Below are 24,847 nucleotides of genomic sequence, written 5' to 3'. Positions count from 1 at the left end.
CCACGGCGGCGCGATCTCGCTCAAGTGGCAAGCACGCGCCGGTCGCGCCGTTGCACCGGGCCCAGCCTGGTGCAGTGCTGGCTGCCAGGCCGACTCCTGCCGGCACGGCTTCGCCGCCGGCCTGCCGTGGCCTTTTGTGCGCTATCTGCTCTGAGCACGAGTTGCACGGCGGCGCAGAAGTGCGAGCGACGTCAGCCCAGCCAGAAGAAGGGCTCCGTCGGTGGGTTCAGGCACGCTTGCGGCCAAGGCATAGGTAAAACCGGAGCTGCCGGTGACCGAGACGTTGCCCGCCGCCGTCGCGCCGAAATGGGCCGAGTGGTAGAAGTCTGCGACACCGTTGCCGAGCACCTCGGCACCCAGATAGCTCGCGACATAGAACGTCGTGCCGTAGGTGAACGGCAGTTCCGCGTCAAACTGATGCGAGCCAGAAATACCGTCGGCGACGATCAATCGCGTGCCGGTGCACAACGCTAGATCGAAATCGCACGAGATGGGCGAGTCACTCACGAACAGCTGGTAGAAAGCGTTTGAGCCCGGCCCGCCGGGTTGACCGTTGCCGTCCACCGTGCCGTTGACGGCGACGCTGATGGCAAGACTTCCCGCCCCAACGGCTCCCGTGATGTTGAAGCTGTCCGACCAGATCGATTCGGCGTACGCACCGAGGTTGACAGGCTGGTGGTCAGCCGCGGCAAACGCGCCGTTATTGCCGTAGCTGGCGCGGGCCTTGGCGTAGATGCCTGGCAATCCGCCTACCTCCGCAAAGAAGGGGTCCTTCCAGGTCTCGATGACCTTGACGACAGGAACCTCATCCAGGTCAATCTGTGCCCTCACTGCGGTGAAATGCGACTGCGCAACGGTCGGTGACGACATTGCTGCCAGCACCAGGGCCAGTGCGAGAAACGGAGGGCGCAGGGCGATTGCCGACGTTGCTTTCAAGATGGATCCTCGTCTGAGAGAGAAGTGCGGTTCGATCCAACAGGCGATGCGTTGCGCGTGGCTAGCCGCTCGCCGAAAGGTTGCCATTTGATCGCGCAGGCCGCTTTATGCCAGTCGTCCATTGACTTCGCATCCTCAAGACAGGGGTTCTCTCCGTCGGTGGAGATCTGCTTCTGAGTGGCCCAGATGGTGTCTACGAGCTGCACAGATGCGCCAACTCACGGTATCGGAGGACGCGCCGGTCGCGACGTCGATGACGCGGTGAAAGCAGTTGATGTGCGGGCGAGGGCGGCGAGCGGTTTAGGCCGGACCGTGGGCTCCTCCGGAAATTCAGGAACGTCGCGGCCGCGCTGGCCCGCCTGGTTCCAGGCGGCAGGCCGGCCTGGTGCGCGACCGAACTTCGTCGCGACGCGCTTTCCGAACTACGAGCTGGAGGCGCGGGCCGCCGTGCAGGGGCTGGGCGTGGCGCTGCTGTCGCCCGTGCTGTTCGGTGATCTGTGCGCGCGCGGCGAACTGCTTGCGCCCTTTGTCGCGGTGGTTCAGGGCCCCGAGAGCTACTGGCTGCTGGCGCCCGCCGAGGGGTCGCCGTCGCATTTCGAGCGGTGGCTGGCGACCCAGCTCGCCGCCGCCGCGCCGCCGCCGGGCGCAAGCAAAACTATCGTTTGAAGATGCCGGACAGCAGGTTTGGTTGGGGGTCTGTTAGCCCACACTGCCGGCCATGTTCAGCCCGCCTCCCGCCGCTACCCTGCGCGGCTTTCGCAGCAAGCTCTTCGTGCCCGGCGCGCGTCCGGAGCTGTTCGACAAGGCCTTGGGCGGCGCCGCCGATGCCCTCTCCTTCGACCTGGAAGATGCCGTGCTGCCCGAGGCCAAGCAGCGTGCGCGCGCCGACGTTGCCGCAGCCCTGGCGCGCGCCGCCGCCCTGCGGCAACGGCCCCTCGTCATCGTGCGCGTCAATGCGCCGGGCACGCCCTGGTTCGAGGACGACCTGCGTGCGTTGATGCAGCCGGGCCTGGACTGGATCAACCTGCCCAAGGCCGAGTCGGCCGCCGACGTGCTGCACGCCGCCAAGCTGCTCGGCGACCTGGAGGCTGCCGCGAACCGGGCGACGCCGGTCGGCCTGCTCGTCAACATCGAAAGCGCCACCGCTCTGGCGCGTGCCGCCGACATCGGCGCCGCCCATCCACGCGTCACCGGCCTGCAACTCGGCCTGGCCGATCTCTACGAGCCCCTGGGCATCGCCCGTCACGACGGCGCCAATGTGCATGCCACGCTGCACGCGCTGCGCATGGCGGCGGCCGCTGTCGGCGTGCCGGCCTATGACGGCGCCTACCCGGACATCGCCGACCTCGACGGCTTTCGCGCCGAGGCTCAGATGGCGCGGCGCCTGGGCTTTGCCGGCAAGAGCTGCGTCCATCCGCGCCAGGTCGCGCTGGCCAACGAGGTCTTCAGTGCCAGCGCCGATGAGCTGGCTTGGGCCGAACGCGTCGTCGCCGCGGCCGGCCAGGCCGCGGCCGAGGGTCGTGGCGTCGTCGTGCTGGATGGCCGCATGATCGATGCTCCTTTTGTCCAGCGTGCGCGTCATCTGCTGCAAGCTTCCCGCGGGGTGACCCCTTGACCGAGCGCATCCTGGCTTGGGGCCGGCCGTTCTTCGTGCTGCTGCTGTTCGCCCTGCTGGCTTGCGGAGCGCGTGCTGACAGCCTCGTCAACCTGCGCCGTGCGGCGCTGCCGGCCCTGCCTGCGCCCGCCCAGGCGCTGGCAGCCGTCGATGGCCGTGCCGTGGCCTTTAGCGGTGATGCCGCCTGGCTGCTCGATGTGGATGCCACGGCTTGGCAGCGGCAGGTCTGGTCGCAGCCGGTGCTGGGCGCGGCGACGGCGGCCGGTCAGTCCGTGCTGCTGCTGGGGGCCGAAGGCGTGACAAGGGCCGTCGCCCGACTGACCCTGCAGCAAGGCCGCCTTGCCCTGCAAACGCTGCCAGCACTGCCTGCACCTTTGCGAGAGGCTCGCGCGGCGCTGTCAGGCGAGCAACTCTGGCTCGCCGGCCTGGACGACAAAGGCCGTGCCGTGCTGCTGGAGCTGCCGCTGCAGACTGCAGATGCGAGCTGGCTCGTTCACGCTGGCCGGCCCGGCGCCGCCAAGCCGCGCGCGGTGCTCGCGCAGACGCGTGCCGTCTTTGTCGTGGAGGAAGGCGCGCCTGATCAGCTGTGGCGCTGGACGGCCGAGGCCGGCTGGGAAGCGCGGGGCACGTTGCCGGGTCGCCTGGTCGGGCCCTGGGCACGCGCCAGCGGCCAGGCCCATGGCCTCTTCATCGTCGAGCCCACAGCCGGCGGCGCACCGCGGCTGATGAGCTGGCAGACCATCACCCAGTCCTGGGCCGAGCAGCCGGACAGCTCCTTGAGCGGCATCACCCAGGCCCTGCCCTGGCGGGACGGCTGGCTCTGGCTGGACGGCGCTGGCAAGGTGGCGACTTTGGAGGTCGAATCCGGCAAGCTGCTGCTCAAGCCGCTGGACTGGATCGTCATCGTCGTCTACCTCGCCGCCATGCTGGGCATGGGCCTGTACTTCTATCTGCGCGAGAAACGCCAGTCGACGACGGAGTTCTTCGTCGGTGGTCGCAAGATCCCGTTCTGGGCCGCGGGTGTCAGCCTCTACGCGGCGAACACCAGCTCCATCAGCTACATCGCCATCCCCGCCAAGGCCTTCGAGACCAACTGGCAGTACATGACGAACAACCTCATCGCCGTGCTCGGCCTGATGTTCGTCGCCGTGTGGATCGTGCCGCTGCTGCGCCGGCTCGACCTGATGAGCGTGTTCTCCTACCTGGAGACGCGCTTCCACCCCGCCATCCGCATGCTGGCCAGCGGCCTGTTCATGCTGACCCAGCTCGGCAGCCGCATGAGCGTCATCCTCTATCTGCCTTCGCTGGCCATCGCCACCATCACCGGCGTGCCGGTGACGTGGAGCATCCTGATGATGGGGCTGTTCACCATCTGCTACACGGCGCTCGGCGGCATGAAGGCGGTGGTCTGGACCGACGTGGTGCAGCTCGTCGTCAAGATGGGCGGCGCGCTGTTCGCCATCGGCTTCATCGTCTGGTCGCTGGACGGCGGCATGGCCGAGTTCATGCGCACTGCCGCGGCCGAAAACAAGACCCGTGTGTTCGACTTCAGCTTCGACCTCAGCAAGGCCACGGTCTGGGGCTTCCTCTTCCTCGTCCTCTTCGACGTCGTGCTGACCTTCCCCAAGGACCAGGTGCTGATGCAGCGCACGCTGTCTACCGCCAATGCCAAGGAGGCCGGCCGCTCGATCTGGGCCTTCGCGGCCATCATGATCCCCGGCGGCATCGTCTTCTACACCATCGGCACGGCGCTGTTCGTTTTCTACAAGGCGCACCCCGAGCGCATGAACCCCTTGCTCAGCATCGACGCGACCTTCCCGCTCTTCATCGCCGCCGAACTCCCCACGGGCCTGACCGGGCTGATCATTGCCGGCATCTTTGCCGCGGCGATGGCGACGCTGTCCAGCATCATCAACAGCGTGTCGACGCTGGCCTCGGTGGACTTCTACGAGAAGCTCGTCAAGGCGCCTGATCCAGCGCGCAGCGTGCGCTTCGCGGAATGGATGACGGTGGCCGCCGGCCTGCTGGGCATCGCCTTCGCGCTGCTGCTGTCGCGCTACGACATCCACTCGCTGTTCGACGTCTCCATCGAGCTGGCCGGCCTGCTCGGCGGCGGCTTCGCGGGGGCCTACACGCTGGGCATGTTCACGCGCCGTGCCAACTCGCCGGGCGTGGCCATCGGTGTTGCGGCGGCCATCGTGCTGACGACGGTGGCCTGGTATTTCAAGCTGCTGCATCCCTACCTGTATCTCGGCATGTCCATCATGCTTTGCATCGTCGTGGGCTATCTGGCCAGCCTGTTCTTCCCGGTGCCGACGCGCTCGCTGCGTGGCCTGACGATCTACCGCCAGGACGCCGTGGAGTAACCTCCCAGCCACAGGCAGCCGCCCAGAGCTGCGTCAGGACAAGCACGTTGGAGACCCAGTTCCTGCACACCTTCGTGGCCGTCGTCGACCACGGCTCGATGGCTGCCGCCGCGCGTGTGCTCAACATCACGCCGGCGGCGGTGGCTCAGCAGATCCGCACGCTGGAGCGCGAAATCGGCGCGCCGCTGATCGCCCGCGCCGGCCGCTCGGTGCACGTCACCGAGCCGGGCTCGCGCATCCTCGAGCGCACCCGCGAGCTGCTGCGCGGCGTGGCCGACCTGAGCACCATCGCCACCGATGAAACGCCGGCCGGCGAGCTGCGCCTGGGCGCCGGCACCAATGCGCTGACCGGCCTGGTGCCCGACATCCTGGCCCGTCTCGTCGAGTTGCATCCCAGGCTCAAGGTCTTCATCCGGCCCGGCTATTCACCCGAGCTCTACCGCGCCGTCGAGGCCGGCGACCTGGACGCGGCCGTCGTGCTGGAGGCGCCTTTTCCGCTGCCCAAGACCTGCGGCTGGGAGCTGCTGCGCGAGGAGCAGCTCGTCGTGCTGGCGCCCCGCAAATGGGCCGGCCGCGACCCGCACGAGCTGCTGGCGAGCGAGCCCTTGGTGCGCTACGACCGCACGCAGTGGGGCGGCCGCGTCGCCGACCAATACCTGCAGCGCGCCGGCATCGTGCCGCAGGAGCGTTTCGAGCTGAATGCGCTCAACGCCATCGCCGTCATGGTGGACCGGGGCCTGGGTGTGTCGCTGGTGCCGGACTGGCTGCGGCCCTGGCCGGAGGGGCTGGACGTCGTCTGCCTGCCGCTGCCCCTGCCCAGCGAGCCGCGCCGCATCGGCGTCGTGTGGTCACGCGCGACGGTGCGGCACCGCCTCGTCACGGCCTTTCTGCGCGAAGCGCGTGCGGTGTCCGGCCTGGCCTGAGCCGGCGGCATCGGCACACAACAAATTCTTGGGCTTGAACATAGGCGGCGAGGGTGTGAGCTTGTCACGCACTGGCTGAGACTGCGGCCACAGCGCCCGCCACGCCACGCCCACCGGCGTCAGTGCTTCAAGGCGCGCCCACAGATCGATGGAAAGCACAAAGATGACGAGACAAGCACCGGCCGGCCAGGGCCACACCCCGACTTCTCCCCACCACGCCATTGCGTTGGCCGTTGTGGCTACGCTGGCCGCGGCGGGCGCCCAGGCCCAGCAGGCCGCTGCCGATGCCGACACCAACGCGGACGGCAGCGAGCTCCAGCGCGTCATCGTCACCGGCACGCGCGTGCCCAAGGCCGTCGACAAGATCCCGGGTGCCGTCACGCTGATCACCAAGGAAGAGATCGCCCACACGCTGAACATGACCGACGACATGACGGCCGTGCTGTCGCGCACGGTGCCGGGCTATGCGGAGTCATCTCAGGCCATGAGCAACACCGGCGAGAACCTGCGCGGCCGCATCGCGCTGCGCCTGTTCGACGGCGTGCCCCAGGGCTCGCCGCTGCGCGAAGGCACGCGCAATGCCAGCTTCACCGACATGGGCTTGGTCGGCCGCATCGAGGTCATCAACGGCCCGTCGGCGTCCGAAGGCATCGGCGCGGCGGGCGGCATCATCAACTACCTGTCCAAGTCGCCCACCAAGATGGGCAGCGAGGTCACGCTGACGGCGCGCTACACGACGGCCTTCGAGGACGACAGCGCCGGCTGGAAGCTTGGCGCCAACTACGCCTTCAAGGCTGAGGACTGGGACCTCATCGGCGCCGTCTCGCGCATCGACCGCGGCATGACCTACGACGGCCACGGCCGGCGCATCGGCCTGAACACCAGCGGTTCGGTCGCCGACTCGACGGCCAACAACGTTTACGCCAAGGCCGGCTTCAACTTCGGCGCCAACCGCGAGCAGCGCATCCAGGCCTCGCTGTCCAAGTTCAAGATCGAGGGCAAGGGCAACTACCACCTCGTCGACGGCGACCGCACAGCAGGCTCCACCAACACCTCCGAGCGGCCCGGCCTGTTCGGCACCCTCAGCGAGATCAACGACTTTGCGCAGAGCACGCTTTCCTACAAGCACAACGACCTGTGGGGCGGCTCACTGTCGCTGGACGCCTACTACGCCGACCAGAAGATGCGCTACCCGGCCGAGAACGGCGCTGACCGCCAGGACCCGCTGATCGCGCCGCTGGGCACGCTGGTGGACCAGTCCGAGGTGCGCACACGCAAATACGGCCTGCGCAATGCCTACAGCCATGGCGATGTCTTCGGCGTCGAAGGGCTGGAGGTGCGCGGGGGCGTCGACCTGACGCACGATACCGCCAGGCAGTGGCTGGCGCTGACCGATCGCCTGTGGGTGCCGCCGATGAACTACAGCAGCGTCGCGCCATGGTTCCAGGCCTCCTACGACATCGGCCCCGTCACGCTCTCCGGCGGTTTCCGCCGCGAGGACGGCGAGCTGGAGGTGGCCGATTACAAGACGACCTATTTCCGCAACCGCGTGGACGTCAAGGGTGGCAAGCTGAACTACAAGGCCAACCTGCCCAATCTTGGCGCGGTCTGGAAGATCGGCGGCGGCTGGTCGGCCTTCGTCTCCAGCGGCAAGGGCTTCACGCTGCCCAATGTCGGCATCCCGCTGCGCAATATCAGCTACCCCGGCCAGTCCGTCGCGGGCATCCTCGATCTGCAGGCCGTCATCGTGAAGAACAACGAGGTCGGCTTCAACTGGCGCGGCGCCATGGGCTCCTTCGGCGGCTCCTACTACAAGAGCAAGTCCGACTTCGGCCAGTCGCTGTCCATCGACCCCGTCACCAACGACTTCCTGCTCGCCCGCCAGCCCGTCAACATCAGCGGCTACGAGCTGACCGGCGAGTTGCGCGCCACGCGCGACCTCAAGTTCACGGCCCTTTACTCGCACACGTCCGGCAAGACCTGGTTCACGGCCGGCGGCCCGCTGACCAAGCAGATGGGCGTGCTTGACATCAACCCCGACAAGCTCGGCGCCTCGGCCAGCTGGCACTTCCTGCCCCAGGCCGATGTGACGCTGGGCGCCACCAAGCTGAGCTCGCGCGACCTCAACGTCGGCACCAGCGCCGAGGAACACACCAAGGGCTACACGCTGTTCGACTTCAGCGCCAACTGGGACTGGGGCCATGGCGGCAAAAGCTCGCTGGGCATCGAGAACCTGACCAACAAGTTCTATGTGCTGAGCTGGTCGCAGGTAGTGGGCTTCCGCAATTTCACGTCCGGCCGCGGCCGCGTCGTGTCCGTGACGCACACGGTGACCTTCTGACCCTGCACGTCAGACCCGGCCCCACCCGCCGCCTGGTGCTGGCCGGCGCCGCCGCTGCTGCATGTCCGGTACGGGCCGACCCGGGGCTGCCAAACTGCACCCCGGCCTCGGCCGGCTTCTCGGTCGAGCGCCTGCGGCGGCTGGATGCCTTTTTGGACGCCGACACGCGGCCCGGCCCGCACGGCCCCGGCCACCTCGGCGCCGTCGTGCTGCTGGCGCGCGATGGCTGCGCGTTGCATCACCGTGCCCACGGCCACCGGGACCTCCCGCGCCGCGAGCCCATGCCGCTGGACGCGATCTTCCGCATCTACTCCATGACAAAGCCGATCGCGTCGGTGGCCGTGCTGATGTTGATGGAAGAGGGCGCGCTGGCGCTGGACGACCCCGTCGAGCGCCATTTGCCCGAGTTCGCCGGCCAGCGCCTGCGCGACGGCGCCAAGCCACGCCGGCCGGTCACGCTGCGCCAACTGCTGACGCACACGTCGGGCTTTGACACGGCGGGCGCGGAGGTTGACCCACAAGCTGCGGCCGACCTGGCGACGTTTGCGCGCCGCGTGGCCGCCGTGCCGCTCGCGGTTGAACCCGGCAGCCGCTTTCGCTACGACGGCATCAACACCGATGTGCTGTGCCGTGTCGTCGAAGTCCTCTCCGGCCGGTCGTTTGCGCGGTTCCTTCGTGAACGCATCTTCGAGCCCCTGGGCATGGGTGATACCGGCTTCACGGTGCCCGCCGCGCAGCGCCACCGTATTGCCGACATCACCAGCGTCGCCGACGACGGCCGCCGCTTGCTCGCCAACGCGCGCTCGGCCGAGGCGCCGGGCATCGCGCTGCGCGGCTACGACAGTGGTGCTGGCGGCCTCTATTCAACGGCGGCCGACTACCTGCGCTTCGCGCAGATGCTGCTCGACGAGGGTTGGTGGCGTGGCCAACAGCTGCTGTCGCCCAGAACCGTGGCACTGCTGCGCATGAACCAGGTCGGTCACCTGGACGTTGGCAACGACCTCGGCCCCGGCGAGGGCTTCGGCCTGGGCGTATCCACGGTGGTGGACGTCGCCCGCCGCGGCCGGCTCGGCTCCGAAGGCGCCTTTGGCTGGCCCGGTGCCGCGACGACCTATTTCACCGTCGACCCGCGCGAGCGCCTGGTCGCCCTGCTGCTGATGCAGCATCTGCCGCGCGGCCTGCCGGCCGATCCACCGCGGCCGACCGCCGCCTTCCACAACCTCGTCTACCAGGCCCTCGAGCGATGACCCCTCCCGCCATCCTGGTCGCCGGCTCGGCCAATCTCGACTTCGTCGTGCGCGCGCCGCGCATTCCCGTGCCCGGCGAGACCGTGCTGGGCCGCGGCTTTCAGACCTTCCCCGGCGGCAAGGGCGCCAACCAGGCTGTGGCCTGTGCACGCGCCGGTGGCGTGGCGACGGACATGCTTGTCGCCCTCGGCCAGGACGCCTACGCCGCCGAACTCGAAGCCTCGCTGCGCGCGGCCGGCGTGACACCCCACATCGTCCGCCTTGACGGCCTGGCCACGGGCACGGCCTTCATCTGCGTGTCCGACGACGCCGAGAACGCCATCACCGTCGCTCCCGGCGCCAATGCCGGCCTGCGCGCGGATCATCTGCCGCCGCTGAGCCGCTACAGCCATCTGCTGCTGCAGCTGGAAACGCCACTCGCCACTGTCGCCGCCTGTGCGAGAGCGGCGCATGCGGCCGGGCTGAACGTGACGCTGAACGGCGCGCCGGCCCAACCCCTGCCGCGCGCGCTGCTGGGTGCGCTGGACCTCCTCGTCGTCAACGAGGGCGAGCTGGCGGCCATCAGTGGCATCCAGCATGACATCGATGCGGCCATCGCCTCGCTGGACGTGCCCTGCGTCGTCGTCACGCTGGGCGCGCGCGGCGTGCGGGCACGCTGCGGCGCGGCCTGGTTCGAGCAGGCCGGCTTTGCCGTCGAGGTTGTCGACACGACCGCGGCCGGTGACACTTTCTGTGGTGCGCTGGTGGCCGAGCTCGGCCGCGGCGCCCGATGGCCCGAAGCCCTGCGCTTCGCCTGTGCCGCTGCCGCCTTGGCCTGCACGCGACCGGGCGCGCAGAGCAGCATCCCCGCGCGTGCCGATGTCGAGTCCTTTCTGCAGTCCCGATAGATCCATGGCCGAGTACAAGTTTTCCCACGTCACGACGCAGCGCTACCTGCCCACGCCGGGCAAGGCGCCGGGCTGGCCGTTTGCCGAGATCGGCCACTGGAAGATGAACGTCAACGGCACGGCCGACGACTGGCTGCGCGACCTGCGCGACTGGAAGCGCGAACACCTCGTGCGCATCGGCTACGACGATGCCAACTACCGCCGCCCCGAGCTGCAGTGGGCGCAGCGCAACTTCGTGCATGCGCAGATGATGGTCGAGGACCGCTTCTTCTTCGATGCGGCCACGGGCGAGTACACGGTGGACCGCTACCTTGATGACCTCGAGGAGCGCTTTGGCGGCCTGGACAGCGTGCTGATCTGGTACGTCTATCCCAATATCGGCATCGACGACCGCAACCAGACCGACCTCGCCCACGACCTGCCCGGCGGCCTGGCAGGCCTGAAGCGCGCGGTGGACGCCTTCCGCCGCCGCGGCGTGCGCGTCTTCCTGCCGACCAAACCCTGGGACCACGGCACCCGCGAGCACGGCGAGAGCGACTGGGAGGCCATCGCCGGCATCCTCGAGGCCGTCGGTGCCGACGGCATCAACGGCGACACCTACAACGGCGTGCCGCGTGCCTTCTTCGATGCCTGCGAGCGGCGTGGCCGCTACGTCGTGCTGCAGCCGGAGTCGACGATTTCTTGCGAAGAGCAGCTGATCTGGAATGTGCAGAGCTGGGGCAAGAAGGTGCCGCAGGACGTCGTGCCTGTCGTGGCCAAGTTCAAGTGGCTGGAGCCCCGCCACATGATCAACCTGGAGAACCGCTGGAGCCGCGACCGCAACAACGACTTCCAGTACTGCTTCTTCAACGGCGTGGGCTACAACGCCTGGGAGAACGTCTGGGGCATCTGGAACGGCTTCACCGACCGCGATGCGGCGACGCTCAAGCGCATCGCGACGCTGTTTCGCGGCCTGGCGCCGCTGCTGGTCAGTCTCGACTGGCGGCCCTATGCGCCGACGTTGCAGGCCGGCGTGTTCGCCAGCAGCTTCCCGCTCGGCGCGCGGCGGCTGTGGACGATCGTGAACCGCAACGAGTACGCGGTCGATGGCGAGCAGCTCGCCGTTGAGCATGCCGAGGGCACGCGTTACTTCGATGCCTGGAATGGCGTGGAGGTGCAGCCGCGCGTGGACGGCGCTCAGGCAGTCTTCTCGGTGACGTTGGAGGCGCGCGGCTTTGGCGCGCTGCTGGCCATCGCGGCCGGGGAGTCTGTGGACGAGCGCTTGCTGGCCCGCATGGCTGAGCTGGCGCGCACGCCGCTGCATTCGCTGGACAAGACCTGGCGGCCGCTGACGCAGCAACTCATCGTCATTGCCCCCACACCGCGCGCTGACACGCTGCCCGAGGGCATGGTCGAGATCCACGCTGGCGAGTTCGACTTCGCGGTCGGTGGCGTCGAAGTGGAGGGTCAGACCTGGGCCGGCCTGGACGTGCAATACCCCTGGGAGGACGTGCCGCGCCGCCAGCACCGTCGCCGCATGACGATGCCGCGCTTCTTCATGGACCGCACGCCCGTCACGAACGCACAGTTCCAGGCCTTCATGCAAGCCACGGGCTATCAACCCGCGGACGCGCACAACTTCCTGCGCCATTGGGAGAACGGAGCCCCGCCCGCGGGCTGGGCCGACAAGCCCGTCACCTGGGTCGGCATCGAGGACGCACGGGCCTATGCCGCCTGGGCCGGCAAGCGCCTGCCGCACGAATGGGAATGGCAATACGCCGCCCAGGGCAGCGATGGCCGCGCCTACCCGTGGGGCGAGGCCTGGGATGCGAGCGCCGTGCCGCCCGTCAACACCGGCCGCACGCTGACTCCTCCGGCCGACGTCGACGCCCATCCGCGCGGCGCCAGTCCCTTCGGCGTGCTGGACCTGGTCGGCAATGTCTGGCAATGGACCGATGAATATGCCGACAACCATACCCGCGCCGCCGTGCTGCGAGGTGGCAGCGCCTACCAGCCGCAGACCTCGCACTGGTACTTCCCGCAGGCCTACCGGCTCGACCAGCATGGCAAATATCTGCTGATGGCGCCGTGCAAGGACCGCTCCGGCATGTTGGGTTTCCGCTGTGTCGTCGATGCGCGCTGAAGTCCAGCTTGGTGGCCTGCTCGGCGAGGCCATCGAGGCCAGCCGCCGCGGCCGGCTGCACCGCTTCATCACCGGGCCCGAGAGCCCGGCCATTGCGCTGTTCCTGCGCGCCGTGGCGGACAAGAACCTGGAGGGGGATTGGTACGGCGAGCATGCCGGCAAATGGCTGGTGGCAGCTTCCCGCGCCGCGGCCCGCAGCGGCGACGCCGAGCTCGCTGCGAGCGTGCGCGCCGTTGCCGACTTCCTCTGCGCCCAGCAGGAAGCCGACGGCTATCTCGGCACCTACGCCGCGCCGCGCCGTTTCATGGTCAAGCAGCCGCCCAAGCCGCTGACCTGGGACGGCGCACCGAGCCTGCGCACCTGGGACATCTGGACGCACAGTTACCTCATCCTTGGGCTGCTAGAGGCGCATCGTCATTTCGGCGAGCCAACCTGGCTGGCCGCCGCCTGCCGCATCGGCGACCTGTGTGCCCGCACGCTCGACGGCATCGACATCACGACGCTGGGCAACCACCACGGCATGTCGGCCACGGTGCTGATGGACCCGGCTTGCGAGCTCTATTTCGCGACCGGCGAGCCGCGCTACCTCGCGCTGGCCGAGCGCATCCTCGAACAGGCCGACCGCCATGCACCGCTGGCCCTGCTGAGCCGCACGCTGGCCGGTGCTGATGCGGCCGACATCGCGACGGGCAAGGCCTACCAGCTGCTGTGGAACCTCGTCGGTCTGGCCAAGCTGCACCGCGCCACCGGCCGGCCCGAACTGCTCGATGCCGTGGATGCGCTGTGGACCAGCATTCGAGAAAAGCACCTGAGCCTGGGTGGTGGCCCCTGGGGCGGCGTGGCGCACCGCTCGCGCGAGGTCTTCAATGCGCCAGGAAGCTTTGTGCCCGAGGCCTATGTGGAGACCTGCTCGACGCTGGCCTGGCTGCAGCTCAACCGCGAGCTGCTGCGGCTCAGCGGCGATGCACGCTACGCGGAGGAGATCGAGCGCACGGCCTACAACGACCTGCTCGGCGCAGTTGCGCCCAATGGCGAGGACTGGTGCTACTACAGTTTCCCGAACGGCCGGCGTGTGCACACGACCTATTGGCGTTGCTGCAAGAGCAGCGGCGCGATGGCGCTGGAGGAACTGCCGGCGCTGGCCGTTGGCGGCGATGACAGCGAGCTGACGGTGCATCTGCTTGGGCCGTTGACGGCGCGTGTCGGCGATGTGGGCTTGCACATCGAAACGCACTACCCCTACGACGGCGATGTGGCGCTGACCCTCGACCTTGACGCGCCGCGCCGCTTCACGCTGAAGCTGCGTTGTCCCTCCTGGGCCGAGGGCGCCCATGCCGAGGTCGGCGGCGAGCGGTTTACCGGCGCGCCAGGGAGCTATCTCGCCATCGATCGCGTCTGGCAGCCCGGTGATGTCGCCAGACTGCGCCTGCCGATGAAGGCCAAGCTTCACGAACGCCGCAACCGCAACGTGCAGGAGTCGCGCGCGCCCGACGGCAGCGCTGTTCACCAGACGGTGCTCGATCTGGGCTATGTGGCGTTGACGCGAGGCCCCCTCGTCTTCTCGACCCCACTGATCGACGGCTTCAAGACCGCCGAGACAGTGAGGCTGCCCGAGGCGCCGCTCGAACAATGGGTCAGCGAGGTGACCGGTGCTCAGGTGCCGACGCTGCGCATGAATCTGGGCTACCGCCCGCCGCTGGATTTCCAGCCCTATTTCCTGGCCGGCGGCCGCGAGGACGGCGCATGGCGCCTGACCTGGCTGTCGACCGCGCCGGCGACCACGACAACCAAGATTCCGTGATGCCTGAGCGAACGCCAGCGACCTTGGTTGCGCCGGGCTTCTGGCCCAGACTGGCCGCCATCCTGACGAGCCCCCCGCCGTGAACGCCGCTGCCTTTCCACCTTCCACCCGCGCAGGTCCGCCGGGGCCGCTGAGCGGCGTTCGCGTGCTCGACCTGAGCGCCTATATCGCCGGGCCCTATGGCTGCACGCTGCTGGCCGACCAGGGCGCCGACGTGCTCAAGGTCGAGCCGCCCGCCGGCGACAACCTGCGCAACTACCCGTCCACCTTGGCTGCCGAGAGCCGCGCCTTCATTGGCGTGAACCGCAGCAAGCGCGGTGTCGTGCTGGACCTGAAGCAGCCGCAAGACCTGGCTGCGCTGCTTCGCCTGGTGCGCGAGGCCGACGTGCTGGTGCACAACTTCCGGCCCGGCGTGCCCCGGCGCCTGGGCATTGCGCACGAGCAGCTGGAGTTGCTGAACCCGCGCCTCGTCTACTGCGCCGTGACCGGCTATGGCGAGACCGGCCCGCTGAAGGACAAGGCTGGCTACGACCAGGTGCTGCAGACGCTGACCGGCATGTGCGCGCTGCAGGGAAAGCGCGGCGGGCCGCCGGAGATCCTCTATGGCTCGGTGGTCGACTATTACGCGGCAGCGCTTGTCGCATCGGGCGTCGCCTCGGCGTTGTTCGAGCGCGAGCGCAGCGGGCGCGGCCAGTACATCGGCGTGTCGCTGCTGCGCAGTGCACTGACCATGCAGTCGGCCCGGCTGGTGTGGGCCGGCGACGAGCCGCTGGACATCGGCCGCGACATGCGCTCCGGCGGCGTCACCGGCATCCACCCGGCGCGCGAGGGCCACATCTACATCTCGGCCAACACAGCGCATTTCTGGGCCGCGCTGTGCCGCATCACCGGCCTTGACGATCTCGCGGCCGACGAGCGCTTCGACACCGTGAAGAAGCGCGCCGCCAACGCCGCCGGGCTGCTGACGCGGCTGCACGCGGCCCTGGCCACGCGCACGGCACTGGAGTGGGAGGCCTTGTTCGGCGACGAGGTGCCCTGTGCCGCGGCCCGCCAGGTCGAGGACATGTTCCAGCATCCGCAGGTGCTGGCCGAGGGCATCGTTGGTGACCTTGAGCACGCGACTGTCGGCCGTTACCGTGGCGTCACAAGGCCGATCGTTTTCGGCAGGACACCCGGCCCGGAACCGTTCGCCGCGCCGACCCTCGGCCAGCACGACGACGAGCTCAAGCCTTAGGTCGCGTTCGTCAGCACCTCGATGCGATGGCCGTCGAGGTCATGGAACATCGCGCCGAAGTAGGTCTCGCTGATGTCGGGCCGGGGGCGTGGCGTGAAGATGTCGCGAGCCGCCGAGGCCAGCGCCACCTCATGTATGGCTGCAACGACGATGCGGTCCGGAGCGCCGAGAGCGATGTGGGCACCGCGCGCCGTTACCGGCTCGTCTTCGGGCACCGGGTAGAGGAAGAAGCACCAGCGCTCGGGCGTGCCGAAGGCGGCTTCGCTGCCGGTATCGCGCAGCAGCGCCAGGCCCAGCGGCGCCAGCACGCGGCTGTAGAAGGCCACCGAGTCGGCGTAGCGGCGGGTGCCCAGGGACACGTGATCGATCATCGAGAAGAACTCCTGTGGGGACGCCTGTCATCCTAGAAAGGGCGCCGCGGCGAAATCCGGCAAGATGCGCGGCTCCCTTGCCGTTTGGCCGCAATTTCAGAACATGCCCGAGCTGGACCTGGACCGCTTTGACCGCCAGTTGCTGACCTTGGTACAGCAAGACGCCGCGCTGACGGCCGAGCAACTGGCCGAGCATGTCAGCCTGTCGGCCTCGGCCATCCAGCGGCGCCTGAAGCGGTTGCGCGAGCAGGGCGTCATCCAGCGCCAGGTCGCCGTGCTGGATGCCGCGCAGATCGGCCGGCCGACCACCTTCATCGCCGCCCTGCAGGTCGACAGCGAGCGCCCCGAGCCGATGGCGCGGCTGCGTGCCTGGCTGGACGCGGAAGCCGCCGTGCAGCAGGCCTTCTACGTGACCGGCGAGGCCGACTTCGTGTTGGTGGTGACGGCCCCCGACGCCGCCGCCTACGAAGCGCTGATGACGCGGCTGCTGGCCGACAACCCGCCCGTGCGTCGCTACACGACCCAGGTCGCCATGGGCGTGCTCAAGCGCGGGCTGGCGCTGCCGGTGCCCGGCGGCGACTGAATTTCGGTGACGCTGGAATACATGCCATGAGTTGACAGGTATGGCGGAGCAGACTGCACGGACCTTGAACTCCGTGGACTCTGAGCCATGCCTCTACCTCCGCAAACCACACCGCCCGTCGCGCCGGACTGCCAAGTCGTCGAACTGCGCCAGTACACCCTGCACCCCGGCAAGCGGGACACGCTGATCGGGCTCTTCGACCGCGAGTTCGTCGATACGCAGGAAGCCGTCGGCATCCGCGTGCTGGGCCAGTTCCGTGACCTGGACGGGCCTGACCGTTTTGTCTGGCTGCGTGGCTTTGCCGACATGGCCGCGCGCGGCGACAGCCTGCCCGCCTTCTACGGCGGGCTCGTCTGGACACAGCACCGCAACACGGCCAACGCGACGATGATCGATTCCGACAACGTGTTGCTGCTGCGCCCCGCCTGGCGTGGCGCCGCGCTGCCCGAGCCGGCACGGCCCCGCGCCGAACGCGGCGCGACGGCGCTGCCCCCGGGGTTGCTGCTGGCGACGGTCTTCCACCTGAAAGCGCCGGCCGGCCTCGAACTGCTGGACCTTGCCCGCGGCCCGCTCAGCGATGCGCTGCGCGCGTCGGGAGCCCGACAGCTGGCCTGGTATGTCACCGAAGCCACGCCCAACAACTTCCCGCGCCTTCCGGTGCGCGAAGGCGAACACGTGCTGGTCTCGCTGGCCCTGTTCGCGGACGCCAGCGCGATCCTGCCGCGGGACTTCGCCGCATCGCTTCAGCCCTGGCTGGCCAAGCCCACCCAGACCTTGCGCCTCGCGCCCACGGCCCGTTCTTCCCTTCACGCCTGAACATCATGAACACAACTTCGACACCGCAAGACTTCGACTTCTTCATCGGCCACTGGAAGGTCAGCCATCGCCGCCTCAAGGAACGCCTGCTTGGCTGCGAGGACTGGGAAGACTTCGAGGGCCGCTGCCGCATGTGGCCTCTGCTCGACGGCCTTGGCAACATCGACGACAACGTGTTGGAACTGCCCAGTGGAACCTATCGCGCCCTGTCCATGCGGACCTTCGACCCGTCGACGAAGCAATGGGCCATCTGGTGGGTGGACGGCCGCAACCCGCATCGCCTGGACCCGCCGGTGGTGGGCGGCTTTGCCGACGGTGTCGGCGAGTTCCAGTGTGACGATGAATTGCGCGGCCAGCCCATCCGCGTGCGCTACCGCTGGACGGACACGGCCACCCCCACCCCGCGCTGGCAGCAGGCCTTCTCGGCCGACGGCGGCCAGACCTGGGAGACCAACTGGGTGATGGACTTCGAGCGGCTATCCGCCTGACCCTGTCGCACGGGCCGGCGGCTCGACCCAGGCCAGCAGCGTGCGCACCAGTTGCCGCGGGTCGATGGGTTTGCTGACATGGGCATTCATGCCGGCGGCCAGGCAGTCCTGCACGTCGGCTTCCATGGCGCCGGCCGTCATGGCGATGATGGGCAGACGTGCATGCTCCGGCATCGCGCGGATCAGCCGGGTGGCGGTCACGCCGTCCATCTCGGGCATCTGCATGTCCATCAGCACCGCATCGAAGGCCTCCTTCCTGATGCGCTCGAGGGCCTCCACGCCGTTCTCCGCTACCTCGACCTGCAGCTTGACCATCTCCAGGAAGGCGCAGGCGACCTGCTGGTTGACGGGGTTGTCCTCGACGAGCAGCACGCGCGCGCCGTGGATGGGCCGCAGCGTCTCGGCCAGGTCGGCCATGCTGGGCGGTTGGGGAACGACCTCGGCCGGCTCGCGGCGCTGCAACTGCATGAGGGCGTCGAACAGGCGCGACGGCGTGACGGGCTTCGCGAGCACTTCGACGAAGAGGTGCGCCTTCAGTTCCTCGGCGATGTCCAGGCTCGCGTGCAGGCTGCCCAGCGCGATGATCGCGGGCACCGGCGCCCCGCGCTCGGCCGCGATACGCCGTGCCGTGTCGATGAAATCGGCGCCGGTGGTCTTCCAGTCCAGCAGCAGCAGCTCGTAGGGGTGCAGCGTGTCGGCCTGGCGCAGCCGGTACAGGGCTTCGTCGCCGAACGAGGCCACGCCGACCTGGAAGCGCCAGCTCTGCAGCATCTGCTGGAGGATCAGCCGCTCGGTCGGTTGCGCATCGATGACCAGGGTGCGCATGCCGCGGATGCGGTGCAGATCGATGCGCTCCGCGCCCGGCTTGGCCTTGCCGAAGCTGCAGGTGAAACTGAAATTGCTGCCCTGGCCCGGCACGCTGCTGACCTGGAAGCTGCCGTCCATCAGTTCCACCAGGCGCTTGCAAATGGCCAGGCCCAGGCCGGTTCCGCCATAGCGCCGCGCGATGGAGGCGTCGGTCTGGCCAAACACCTGGAAGAGCTGGCCCAGCTGCTCGGGCGTCATGCCGATGCCGGTGTCGCGAACGCTGATGCACAACCTCACGCGGCCGTCCTGTTCGTCGCGCAGTTCGGCGCGCAGGACGATCTCACCCTTGGGCGTGAACTTGATAGCGTTGCCGACGAGGTTGTTCAGCACCTGGGTGAGGCGCAGGCTGTCGCCCACCAGGCGGTCGGGCAGCTTGTCGTCGAACTCGAACAGCAGGTCCAAACCGGCCTCTTCGAGCCGGGCCGAGAACAGATGGCCGACGTTCTCGATCAGCTCCTCGGGATTGAACTCCTCGGCCTCCAGCGTGATCTTGCCGGCCTCGATCTTGGAGTAGTCCAGGATGTCGTTGAGCAGCATCAGCAGCGCCCTCGATGAGGTCTGCACCTTGCCGAGGTAGTCGCGCTGGCGCCCGTCCAGCCTTGTCTCCAGCACGAGGTTGGTCAGGCCGATGATGGCGTTCATCGGCGTGCGGATCTCGTGGCTCATGCTGGCCAGGAAAAGGCTCTTGGCTGCATTCGCCGCCTCGGCCTCGTCGCGTGCGGCGGCCAGCGCCTTGCCTTGGGCGTGGTCGGCCTCGTAGGCCCTGAACAGACGGGCATACAGCGCGCTGTTTTCCAGCAGCAGCTCCATCAGCACGACCGAGCTGGCCAGCAGGCCGTAGATGCGGCCGGCATAGAAGCCGAGGTCGAAGCGGGCCGCGTTGAGCATGGCCGACAGCGCAATGTCGAACAGCCAGGCCAGGCTGACCACCATCAGCCACAGGTCCAGCACGGTGCGCGGCTTCTGGCGCCACAGCGCGGCCAGCGCCACAAGGCTGAAGGCCCAGACGCAGCCGATGGTGATCTGGAAGGCCAGCGAGTAGCGGCCACCGACGAGCAGATCGGGCAGCCAGGCATGGCCCACGGTCGTCAGCGCAACGCTGCCGGCGCCGGCCAGCAAGGTAAGGCCTGGCCACGCCCATGCGGGCAAGCCAACTTGAGGCCTGCCTTTCAATGCGACGTAGCCGAGCACGAAGAGCGGGAAGCCGCCGTGCCACAGCATGTAGAGCCAGACGGTGGTCTGCGTCGTTGCGCCCAACAGGCCGCTGGCGCTGAACAGGCCGGGGAAGCTCAGCGCATGGGCCGTCGCCATCGCGGCGGTGAACAGATAACCGCAGCCCAGCACCAGCAGGGCTTGGGAGCGCAGGATGCGGTACTGGCCGAACAGCAGCACCGCCGTGATGAGGTCGGTCAGCACCAGGGCCGACTCGTAGATGGGGATGAAGGCCGGCACCGCCGCCAGCTTGTGCTTGGCGAAGGGCAGCAGGGCGGCGAACACGGCCACTGACAGCAGCGCGACGATCAGCGCATGACGGCGCTCGCGCGGGCCGGCTGGCTGGTCCAGCAAAAAGGCCGGCCGGGTTTGCGCCGGCGTGGCATCGGTGGGAGCACCGCCCTCCCGGGGCAAGCGGCTTGCGTCCAAGTCGGCTTCCTGAGGCGCCCGAGGCTGCCGGGCTTGCTAACAGGATAGTCGAACTGCGTGGCGGCTCGCGCGATGGGTGACGCCCGTTACACCTCGAGCCGAAGCGCCGCATTCACGGGATGGCGGCGCCGGTGTCCCTTGACGGGCAGGGCAGGGTCATGGGGTCACGCCGTCAAGGCGTCCAGCACCTTGGCGTCCAGCACGACGTTGCGGCTGCGATCCAGCAGCGAGCCGGTGTCCCAGTAGAACGGCACCAGGCCGAAGGCGCGAGACCTCTGCGCCACGGTCTTGCAGTAGTAGACGCGGCTGGCCTCGTGCAGCCGCAGCGCCTCGCCGGTCAACGAGGTGCGGTGCTGGGCGCCGAACTCGCCGACGATGACGGGAATGCCCTTGTCGACGAAGCGCGTCTTCATCGACCCGAGCAGGCTGTCCACCGCGTCCTCCTCGCCCCAGGTGGGGTTGTGGGCGGTGTCGGTGGTGGAGTGGTTGCCCTGGCCCCAGTAGAAGAACTGGTTGCCCCAGGTCTCGTCCTTGGTCATGCCGGTGAAGTTCCACGGTGTGTAGTAGTGGATCTCTGCCATCAGCCGGCCGCTGGTCGTGTCCACCGGCCAGCCCGTCATCAGCTGTTTGGTGAGCTCCACATCGGTCGACGGGCCTTGCACGACCAGGTTGCGCCAGGCATTGCGGCCGCCGGTGGCGCGAACGGCGTCGATGAAGGTCTGGTGGTAGCTCATCAGCACGGCCATCTGCTCGGCCGTCTTGACGTTGGGCTCGTTGGCGCTGGCAAACAGCAGCCGCCCGTCGAAGTCGCGCAGCTGGGTCGCGATCTGCTGCCAGAAGGCCCGCTGCTTGTGGTTGTTGGCGACCTGCCTGTCGGGCGTGCAGTGTTCCTCCAGCCAGCCGCCGTCCCAGTGGATGTTGACGATGACGTGGAGGTCGGCGTCGATGCAGTACTGGACGACCTCCTTGACGCGGGTCAGCCAGGCCGGGTCGATCCTGGCGGTCGTCGCATCGGCGTACTGGTCCCAGGACGTCGGCAGGCGCACGGCATTGAAGCCGCTGGCCTTGATGAACTGCACGAAATCGCGCGTGATCTTCGGGTTGCCCCAGGAGGTCTCGCTCTTGCCGCCCACCGCTTCCAGCGTGTTGCCGATGTTCAGGCCGGTGCGCATCTTCTGCGCGGCCTGCACGGCCGAGTCGGCCATGCCGGAGGTGTTGGCCGGCGTGGGCGAGATGTTGTAGTCGGGATAGGGCGAGCCGCCCGCGGCCGGCGTGGGAGCAGAAGCCGGTGCGGGTGCTGGCGTGGGTGACGCACTCACCGCTGCGCCGCCACCTCCGCCGCAGCCCGCCAGACCGGCCGCGAGGCCCAGGACGGCTTCGCGTCGCTTCATGGTGCCATCTTGCTCAGGCTCAGCAGCACGACGTCGTGGCTGCGGAGTTTCAGCGTCACCGTGGCTGAGCCACTCGCGCCGACCTGGAGTTCGCGCTGCACTTCCGGCTTGTCGGTCGTCAGCCCCTGCAGCGTGGCGAGCTGCTTCGCGTCGAGGTTCCTCGGTGAACCCATCTTCAGGTAAGCGGTGTGGGCGTCATTGACCTCGTAGCCGGTGCGGCGCTGTGTGAGCTGGTAGCGGCCGGGCGGCAGGTGGCGCAGTTCGACGGTCGCGCTGCCCGCATCCCGGGCCGGTTGCGGCTTGCCGAAGAAGCTGCGGTTGCTGGCCGTCTGGTCGGGCTGGCGCCAGTCCCAGACGATGGCCTGCACCTGGTCGCCGTCAATGCTTGCCCACGTGGAGGCATCGCTCGTCGGCACCTCCTTGCCCTTCAGCGCCGCCAGGTACTTGTACGAAAACCAAACCGGCTTGCGGATGCCCTCGCGCGTCATCAAGCCGAAGCCGCCGTGGAAGGGCGCGTCCGGCGGGCCGGGTTCCTCGAACAGGTCGCTGTAGACCCAGTAGCTCATGTGCTGGGCGAGTCCTTGCGAAGCTTTCAGCTTGCTCAGCACATAGGGCGCGCTCATGTACGAGTCGTGCACCAGGTCGCGCGGGTTGTAGCTGGTGCTCCACTCGGTGAAGAACAGCGGCAGGCCTGGCAGGTGCGAGGCTTCGATCTCCTTGCGCACGCGCCGCACGTCACCCACGATGGCGTCCGGCGACTTGGACAGTTTGCGGTCTTCCTTGCCGAACTCGTCGAGGAAGCCTTCATCGACGCCATAGGTGTGCGTCGTGATGAAGTCCACCGGCGTGTTGGTGGCCTTGGCGTGGGCCAGGAACTCGGGCACCCAGGCCGCGCCGGCCGTGGAAGGGCCGCCCACGCGCAGCAGCGGGCTGACAGCCTTGATCGCCTTGGCGGTGCGGGTGTAGAGGTCGAAGTAGGCCTTTTGATCGGCATTTTCCCAGAAGCCGTCGAGGTTGGGTTCGTTCCAGACCTCGAAGTACCAGTCGTGCACTTCAGCCGCGCCGTAGCGCTCCAGCAGGTGGCGGATGAAGGCGTCGATGAGCGCCACCCAACCGGCGGGCTCGGGATGGGAGGTGTTGCCCTCCCAGTAGAAGATCTTGTTGTCCGAGGTCTTCAGCGCCTGCGGCGTGAAGCCCAGCTCGACGAAAGGCTTGATGCGCCGGGCCAGCATCGCGTCGTAGAGCTTGTCAATGCCGGTGAAATCGAACACCAGCTTGCCCGCGGCGTCGCGCGTCACCGTCTTGAACACGTCGTGGAAGATGGCGTGGAAGCGCAGGTAGCGGAACCCCAGCTCATCGACCGCGGTCTTCAGCTGCGCGAGCGCATCGGGGCGATAGGTCGTGCCGGGGTAGTCGGCGCCGACGCAATGATCGAAGAAGCGGTCCAGCGGCTCCTTGGCCTGGGCCACGTCGAGCACGATGCGGCGTTGTTGCGGGGCGGCAAGTGTCATGGGGGCGACCAGGGGCAAGGCGGTGGCGGCCAGCAACTGGCGGCGGCGCAGGGAGCGGAGTGAAGTCATGTCGGGAGTCCTCTGTAGACGAAGTTGCGGGCGCGCACTTCGCCGGCGCCGGCGCTGAACAGCGCAGGCCGCAAGCTGACGAAGCCGCCGAATACGTTGTGATGCAGGCCGGAGACCTCCATTTGCCAGGAATGCTGTTTCCAGCTCTTGCCAGCATCGTGCGAGGTGTGCCAGGTGATGACGTTCTCGCGGTTGACGAGGCGGATGTGCACACGGCGGGTGGCCATGTTCTCTCGCATCCACGAGTGCTCCTGGCCATAGCCATAGGTCAGCATCTGCGTGGTGCTGAAGCCGAGGCCGACGTGGCCGCGCTCCTCGTAGAACAGCGCCAGGCCACCATGGCCGTCGCCGATGATCTCCAGCTCAACACTGACCTCGTAGCTGCGGTCGCCGCAGGCACAGGTCAATGGCGAGGAGTCGGGCAGGGCCTTGCCTTTGCCGCGGATGACCAGGGCCTTATCCGCACCGCTCTCGAAGCGCAGGCGCTTGGCTTCATCGGGACCTGGCGCATGGAAGGCCCATTGCAAGCCGAGCTTGCCGCTGGAGAAATCGTCGGACAGCGCAAAGCCCGCGGGGCTGCGTTTGCCACCGCGCGGCTTGGGCAGGGGCTTGTCCAGCGTGCCGCCCTTGGCGTGCGGCCAGCCGTCCTGGGTCCACTCGACGGGCTCCAGCAGCGCCTGGCGGCCCAGCGTGCGCATGCCGTTCTCATAGCCGTGATAGACCATCCACCAGTCCCCCGCCGGCCCTTCGACGAGGCTGGCGTGGCCGCGCGACCACCAGGGCTCGCTGGCGCTCTTCGTGCGCACGATGGGGTTGTGTGGGCAGTCCTCCCAGGGCCCGTGGACCGAGCGCGAGCGTGCCACGGTGACCATATGGCTGGTGGGCGGCCCCGCCGTGCCGCCGACGGCGGAGATCAGGTAGAACCACTCGCCACGCCTGAGCAGCTTGGGCCCCTCGGGCGCGAACATCTCGACGACCCAGTCCTTGGGGTATTGCCAAGGTGTCCAGGCGTTGTTCTCCAACGCGCCGTCGGTGGCGAGGCCATCGTCCTTGAGCCGCACGCGGCGGCCGCCGTTGACGAAGAGGTAGCGCCGTCCGTCCTCGCCGACGACATGGCCGGGGTCGATGCAGCCGGGGATCTTCAGATCGATGGGCGCGCTCCACGGCCCGCGGATGTCGTCGGCGTGGATGACGTAGATGCCCATGCCGGCGTCCTGCAGCACCGGGATGTAGATGAAATAGCGGCCCGCGTGTTTGATCAGGTCCATCGCCCAGACGGTGCCGATGGGCTGGCGCAGCGCCGCGGTGACGGGCGCCCAGTTCACCAGGTCCTGCGAATGCCAGATGACGGCGCCCGGATAGGACTGGAAGGACGAGAAAGTCATCCAGTAGTCGGCACCGTCCTTCAAGATCGTCGGGTCGGCGTGGTCGCCTGGCACGATGGGATTCAGATAGGTCCCATTGCCCAGGTCGGCCTTGCGCTGGCCCTCGATGCCAAAGGCGAAATTGCGCGATCCGGGCGTGGCATCCGTCGTCGACGCGCTAGCAAGTGCGCTTGAACCGGCCGCGGTGCCGGCAAGGATGGCGGGAAACGCACGGCGAGTCCACATCGATGTCTCCAGGGTCATGTTCCGGGGG

Annotated in this window: 19 protein-coding genes; 13 read left to right on the top strand and 6 right to left on the bottom strand. The window is 68.2% G+C overall.

Annotation, left to right across the window (positions count from 1 at the left end):
• Positions 1-141: 141 nt before the first annotated feature.
• The gene (locus tag ASC95_RS07645; protein WP_162250735.1) at positions 142-936 is read right to left on the bottom strand and encodes a PEP-CTERM sorting domain-containing protein; all 795 of its coding nucleotides are present in this window, start codon (positions 934-936) and stop codon (positions 142-144) included.
• A gap of 261 nt (positions 937-1,197) precedes the next feature.
• Between ASC95_RS07645 and ASC95_RS07640 the strand changes: the two genes are divergently transcribed.
• The 10 genes from ASC95_RS07640 (at position 1,198) to ASC95_RS07595 (ending at position 15,472) form a co-directional block, all read left to right on the top strand.
• Entirely contained in the window at positions 1,198-1,602 is a 405-nt protein-coding gene (locus tag ASC95_RS07640) for a LysR substrate-binding domain-containing protein (RefSeq protein WP_162250734.1), read from the top strand.
• Between the two features lie 52 nt (positions 1,603-1,654).
• Positions 1,655-2,551, top strand: a complete 897-nt coding sequence (locus ASC95_RS07635; protein ID WP_057297184.1) for a CoA ester lyase — start codon at positions 1,655-1,657, stop codon at positions 2,549-2,551.
• The gene (locus ASC95_RS07630; RefSeq protein ID WP_057297183.1) at positions 2,548-4,917 is read left to right on the top strand and encodes a sodium:solute symporter; all 2,370 of its coding nucleotides are present in this window, start codon (positions 2,548-2,550) and stop codon (positions 4,915-4,917) included. The genes ASC95_RS07635 and ASC95_RS07630 overlap by 4 nt, the downstream gene beginning before the upstream one ends.
• Before the next feature lie 47 nt (positions 4,918-4,964).
• Entirely contained in the window at positions 4,965-5,840 is an 876-nt protein-coding gene (locus ASC95_RS07625) for a LysR family transcriptional regulator (protein ID WP_057297182.1), read from the top strand.
• A 163-nt stretch (positions 5,841-6,003) separates the two neighbouring features.
• Positions 6,004-8,181, top strand: coding sequence for a TonB-dependent receptor (locus tag ASC95_RS07620; protein WP_082567597.1), 2,178 nt, complete (start codon positions 6,004-6,006; stop codon positions 8,179-8,181).
• A 152-nt stretch (positions 8,182-8,333) separates the two neighbouring features.
• Positions 8,334-9,428 carry a serine hydrolase gene (locus tag ASC95_RS07615; protein ID WP_235537796.1) on the top strand — a complete coding sequence of 365 codons (1,095 nt, stop codon included), beginning with the start codon at positions 8,334-8,336 and terminating at the stop codon, positions 9,426-9,428.
• The gene (locus ASC95_RS07610; RefSeq protein WP_057297179.1) at positions 9,425-10,315 is read left to right on the top strand and encodes a ribokinase; all 891 of its coding nucleotides are present in this window, start codon (positions 9,425-9,427) and stop codon (positions 10,313-10,315) included. The genes ASC95_RS07615 and ASC95_RS07610 overlap by 4 nt, the downstream gene beginning before the upstream one ends.
• Before the next feature lie 4 nt (positions 10,316-10,319).
• Complete coding sequence (locus tag ASC95_RS07605) at positions 10,320-12,437, top strand: SUMF1/EgtB/PvdO family nonheme iron enzyme (protein ID WP_235537794.1); 2,118 nt, start codon at positions 10,320-10,322, stop codon at positions 12,435-12,437.
• Positions 12,427-14,238: a glycoside hydrolase family 127 protein gene (locus ASC95_RS07600; RefSeq protein WP_057297177.1), complete on the top strand. Its 1,812-nt coding sequence runs from the start codon at positions 12,427-12,429 to the stop codon at positions 14,236-14,238. The genes ASC95_RS07605 and ASC95_RS07600 overlap by 11 nt, the downstream gene beginning before the upstream one ends.
• Positions 14,239-14,317: 79 nt before the next feature.
• Positions 14,318-15,472, top strand: a complete 1,155-nt coding sequence (locus ASC95_RS07595; RefSeq protein ID WP_057297176.1) for a CaiB/BaiF CoA-transferase family protein — start codon at positions 14,318-14,320, stop codon at positions 15,470-15,472.
• Here the strand turns inward: ASC95_RS07595 and ASC95_RS07590 are convergent.
• Positions 15,469-15,843 carry a VOC family protein gene (locus ASC95_RS07590; protein ID WP_057297175.1) on the bottom strand — a complete coding sequence of 125 codons (375 nt, stop codon included), beginning with the start codon at positions 15,841-15,843 and terminating at the stop codon, positions 15,469-15,471. The genes ASC95_RS07595 and ASC95_RS07590 overlap by 4 nt on opposite strands.
• A 103-nt stretch (positions 15,844-15,946) precedes the next feature.
• Between ASC95_RS07590 and ASC95_RS07585 the strand changes: the two genes are divergently transcribed.
• The 3 genes from ASC95_RS07585 (at position 15,947) to ASC95_RS07575 (ending at position 17,730) form a co-directional block, all read left to right on the top strand.
• Positions 15,947-16,426: an Lrp/AsnC family transcriptional regulator gene (locus ASC95_RS07585; protein ID WP_057297249.1), complete on the top strand. Its 480-nt coding sequence runs from the start codon at positions 15,947-15,949 to the stop codon at positions 16,424-16,426.
• Positions 16,427-16,513: 87 nt separating this feature from the next.
• Positions 16,514-17,242 carry an NIPSNAP family protein gene (locus ASC95_RS07580; protein ID WP_057297174.1) on the top strand — a complete coding sequence of 243 codons (729 nt, stop codon included), beginning with the start codon at positions 16,514-16,516 and terminating at the stop codon, positions 17,240-17,242.
• 5 nt (positions 17,243-17,247) lie between these two features.
• Positions 17,248-17,730, top strand: a complete 483-nt coding sequence (locus tag ASC95_RS07575; protein WP_057297173.1) for a hypothetical protein — start codon at positions 17,248-17,250, stop codon at positions 17,728-17,730.
• On the opposite strand, the gene ASC95_RS07570 is transcribed toward ASC95_RS07575, so the two are convergent.
• The 4 genes from ASC95_RS07570 to ASC95_RS07555 all read right to left on the bottom strand — a co-directional run bounded on the left by ASC95_RS07570 (position 17,719) and on the right by ASC95_RS07555 (position 24,819).
• Positions 17,719-20,238 (bottom strand): response regulator, encoded by a 2,520-nt coding sequence (locus ASC95_RS07570; RefSeq protein ID WP_057297172.1) that lies wholly within the window; start codon positions 20,236-20,238, stop codon positions 17,719-17,721. The two genes, ASC95_RS07575 and ASC95_RS07570, sit on opposite strands and share 12 nt — an antisense overlap.
• Positions 20,239-20,402: 164 nt before the next feature.
• The gene (locus ASC95_RS07565; RefSeq protein ID WP_200960098.1) at positions 20,403-21,629 is read right to left on the bottom strand and encodes a glycoside hydrolase family 5 protein; all 1,227 of its coding nucleotides are present in this window, start codon (positions 21,627-21,629) and stop codon (positions 20,403-20,405) included.
• Positions 21,626-23,209, bottom strand: coding sequence for a cellulase family glycosylhydrolase (locus tag ASC95_RS07560; protein WP_057297171.1), 1,584 nt, complete (start codon positions 23,207-23,209; stop codon positions 21,626-21,628). Before ASC95_RS07560 ends, ASC95_RS07565 begins: the two co-directional genes overlap by 4 nt.
• A complete protein-coding gene (locus tag ASC95_RS07555) occupies positions 23,206-24,819 on the bottom strand; it encodes a family 43 glycosylhydrolase (RefSeq protein WP_082567595.1) in 1,614 nt (537 codons plus the stop codon). Before ASC95_RS07555 ends, ASC95_RS07560 begins: the two co-directional genes overlap by 4 nt.
• Positions 24,820-24,847: the final 28 nt, after the last annotated feature.

Origin of the sequence: Pelomonas sp. Root1217 (assembly GCF_001425705.1) — a bacterium.
GTDB lineage: Bacteria > Pseudomonadota > Gammaproteobacteria > Burkholderiales > Burkholderiaceae_C > Pelomonas.
The sequence above is the reverse complement of the archived record's forward strand: the minus strand, read 5'-3'. Positions and strand labels throughout refer to the sequence as shown.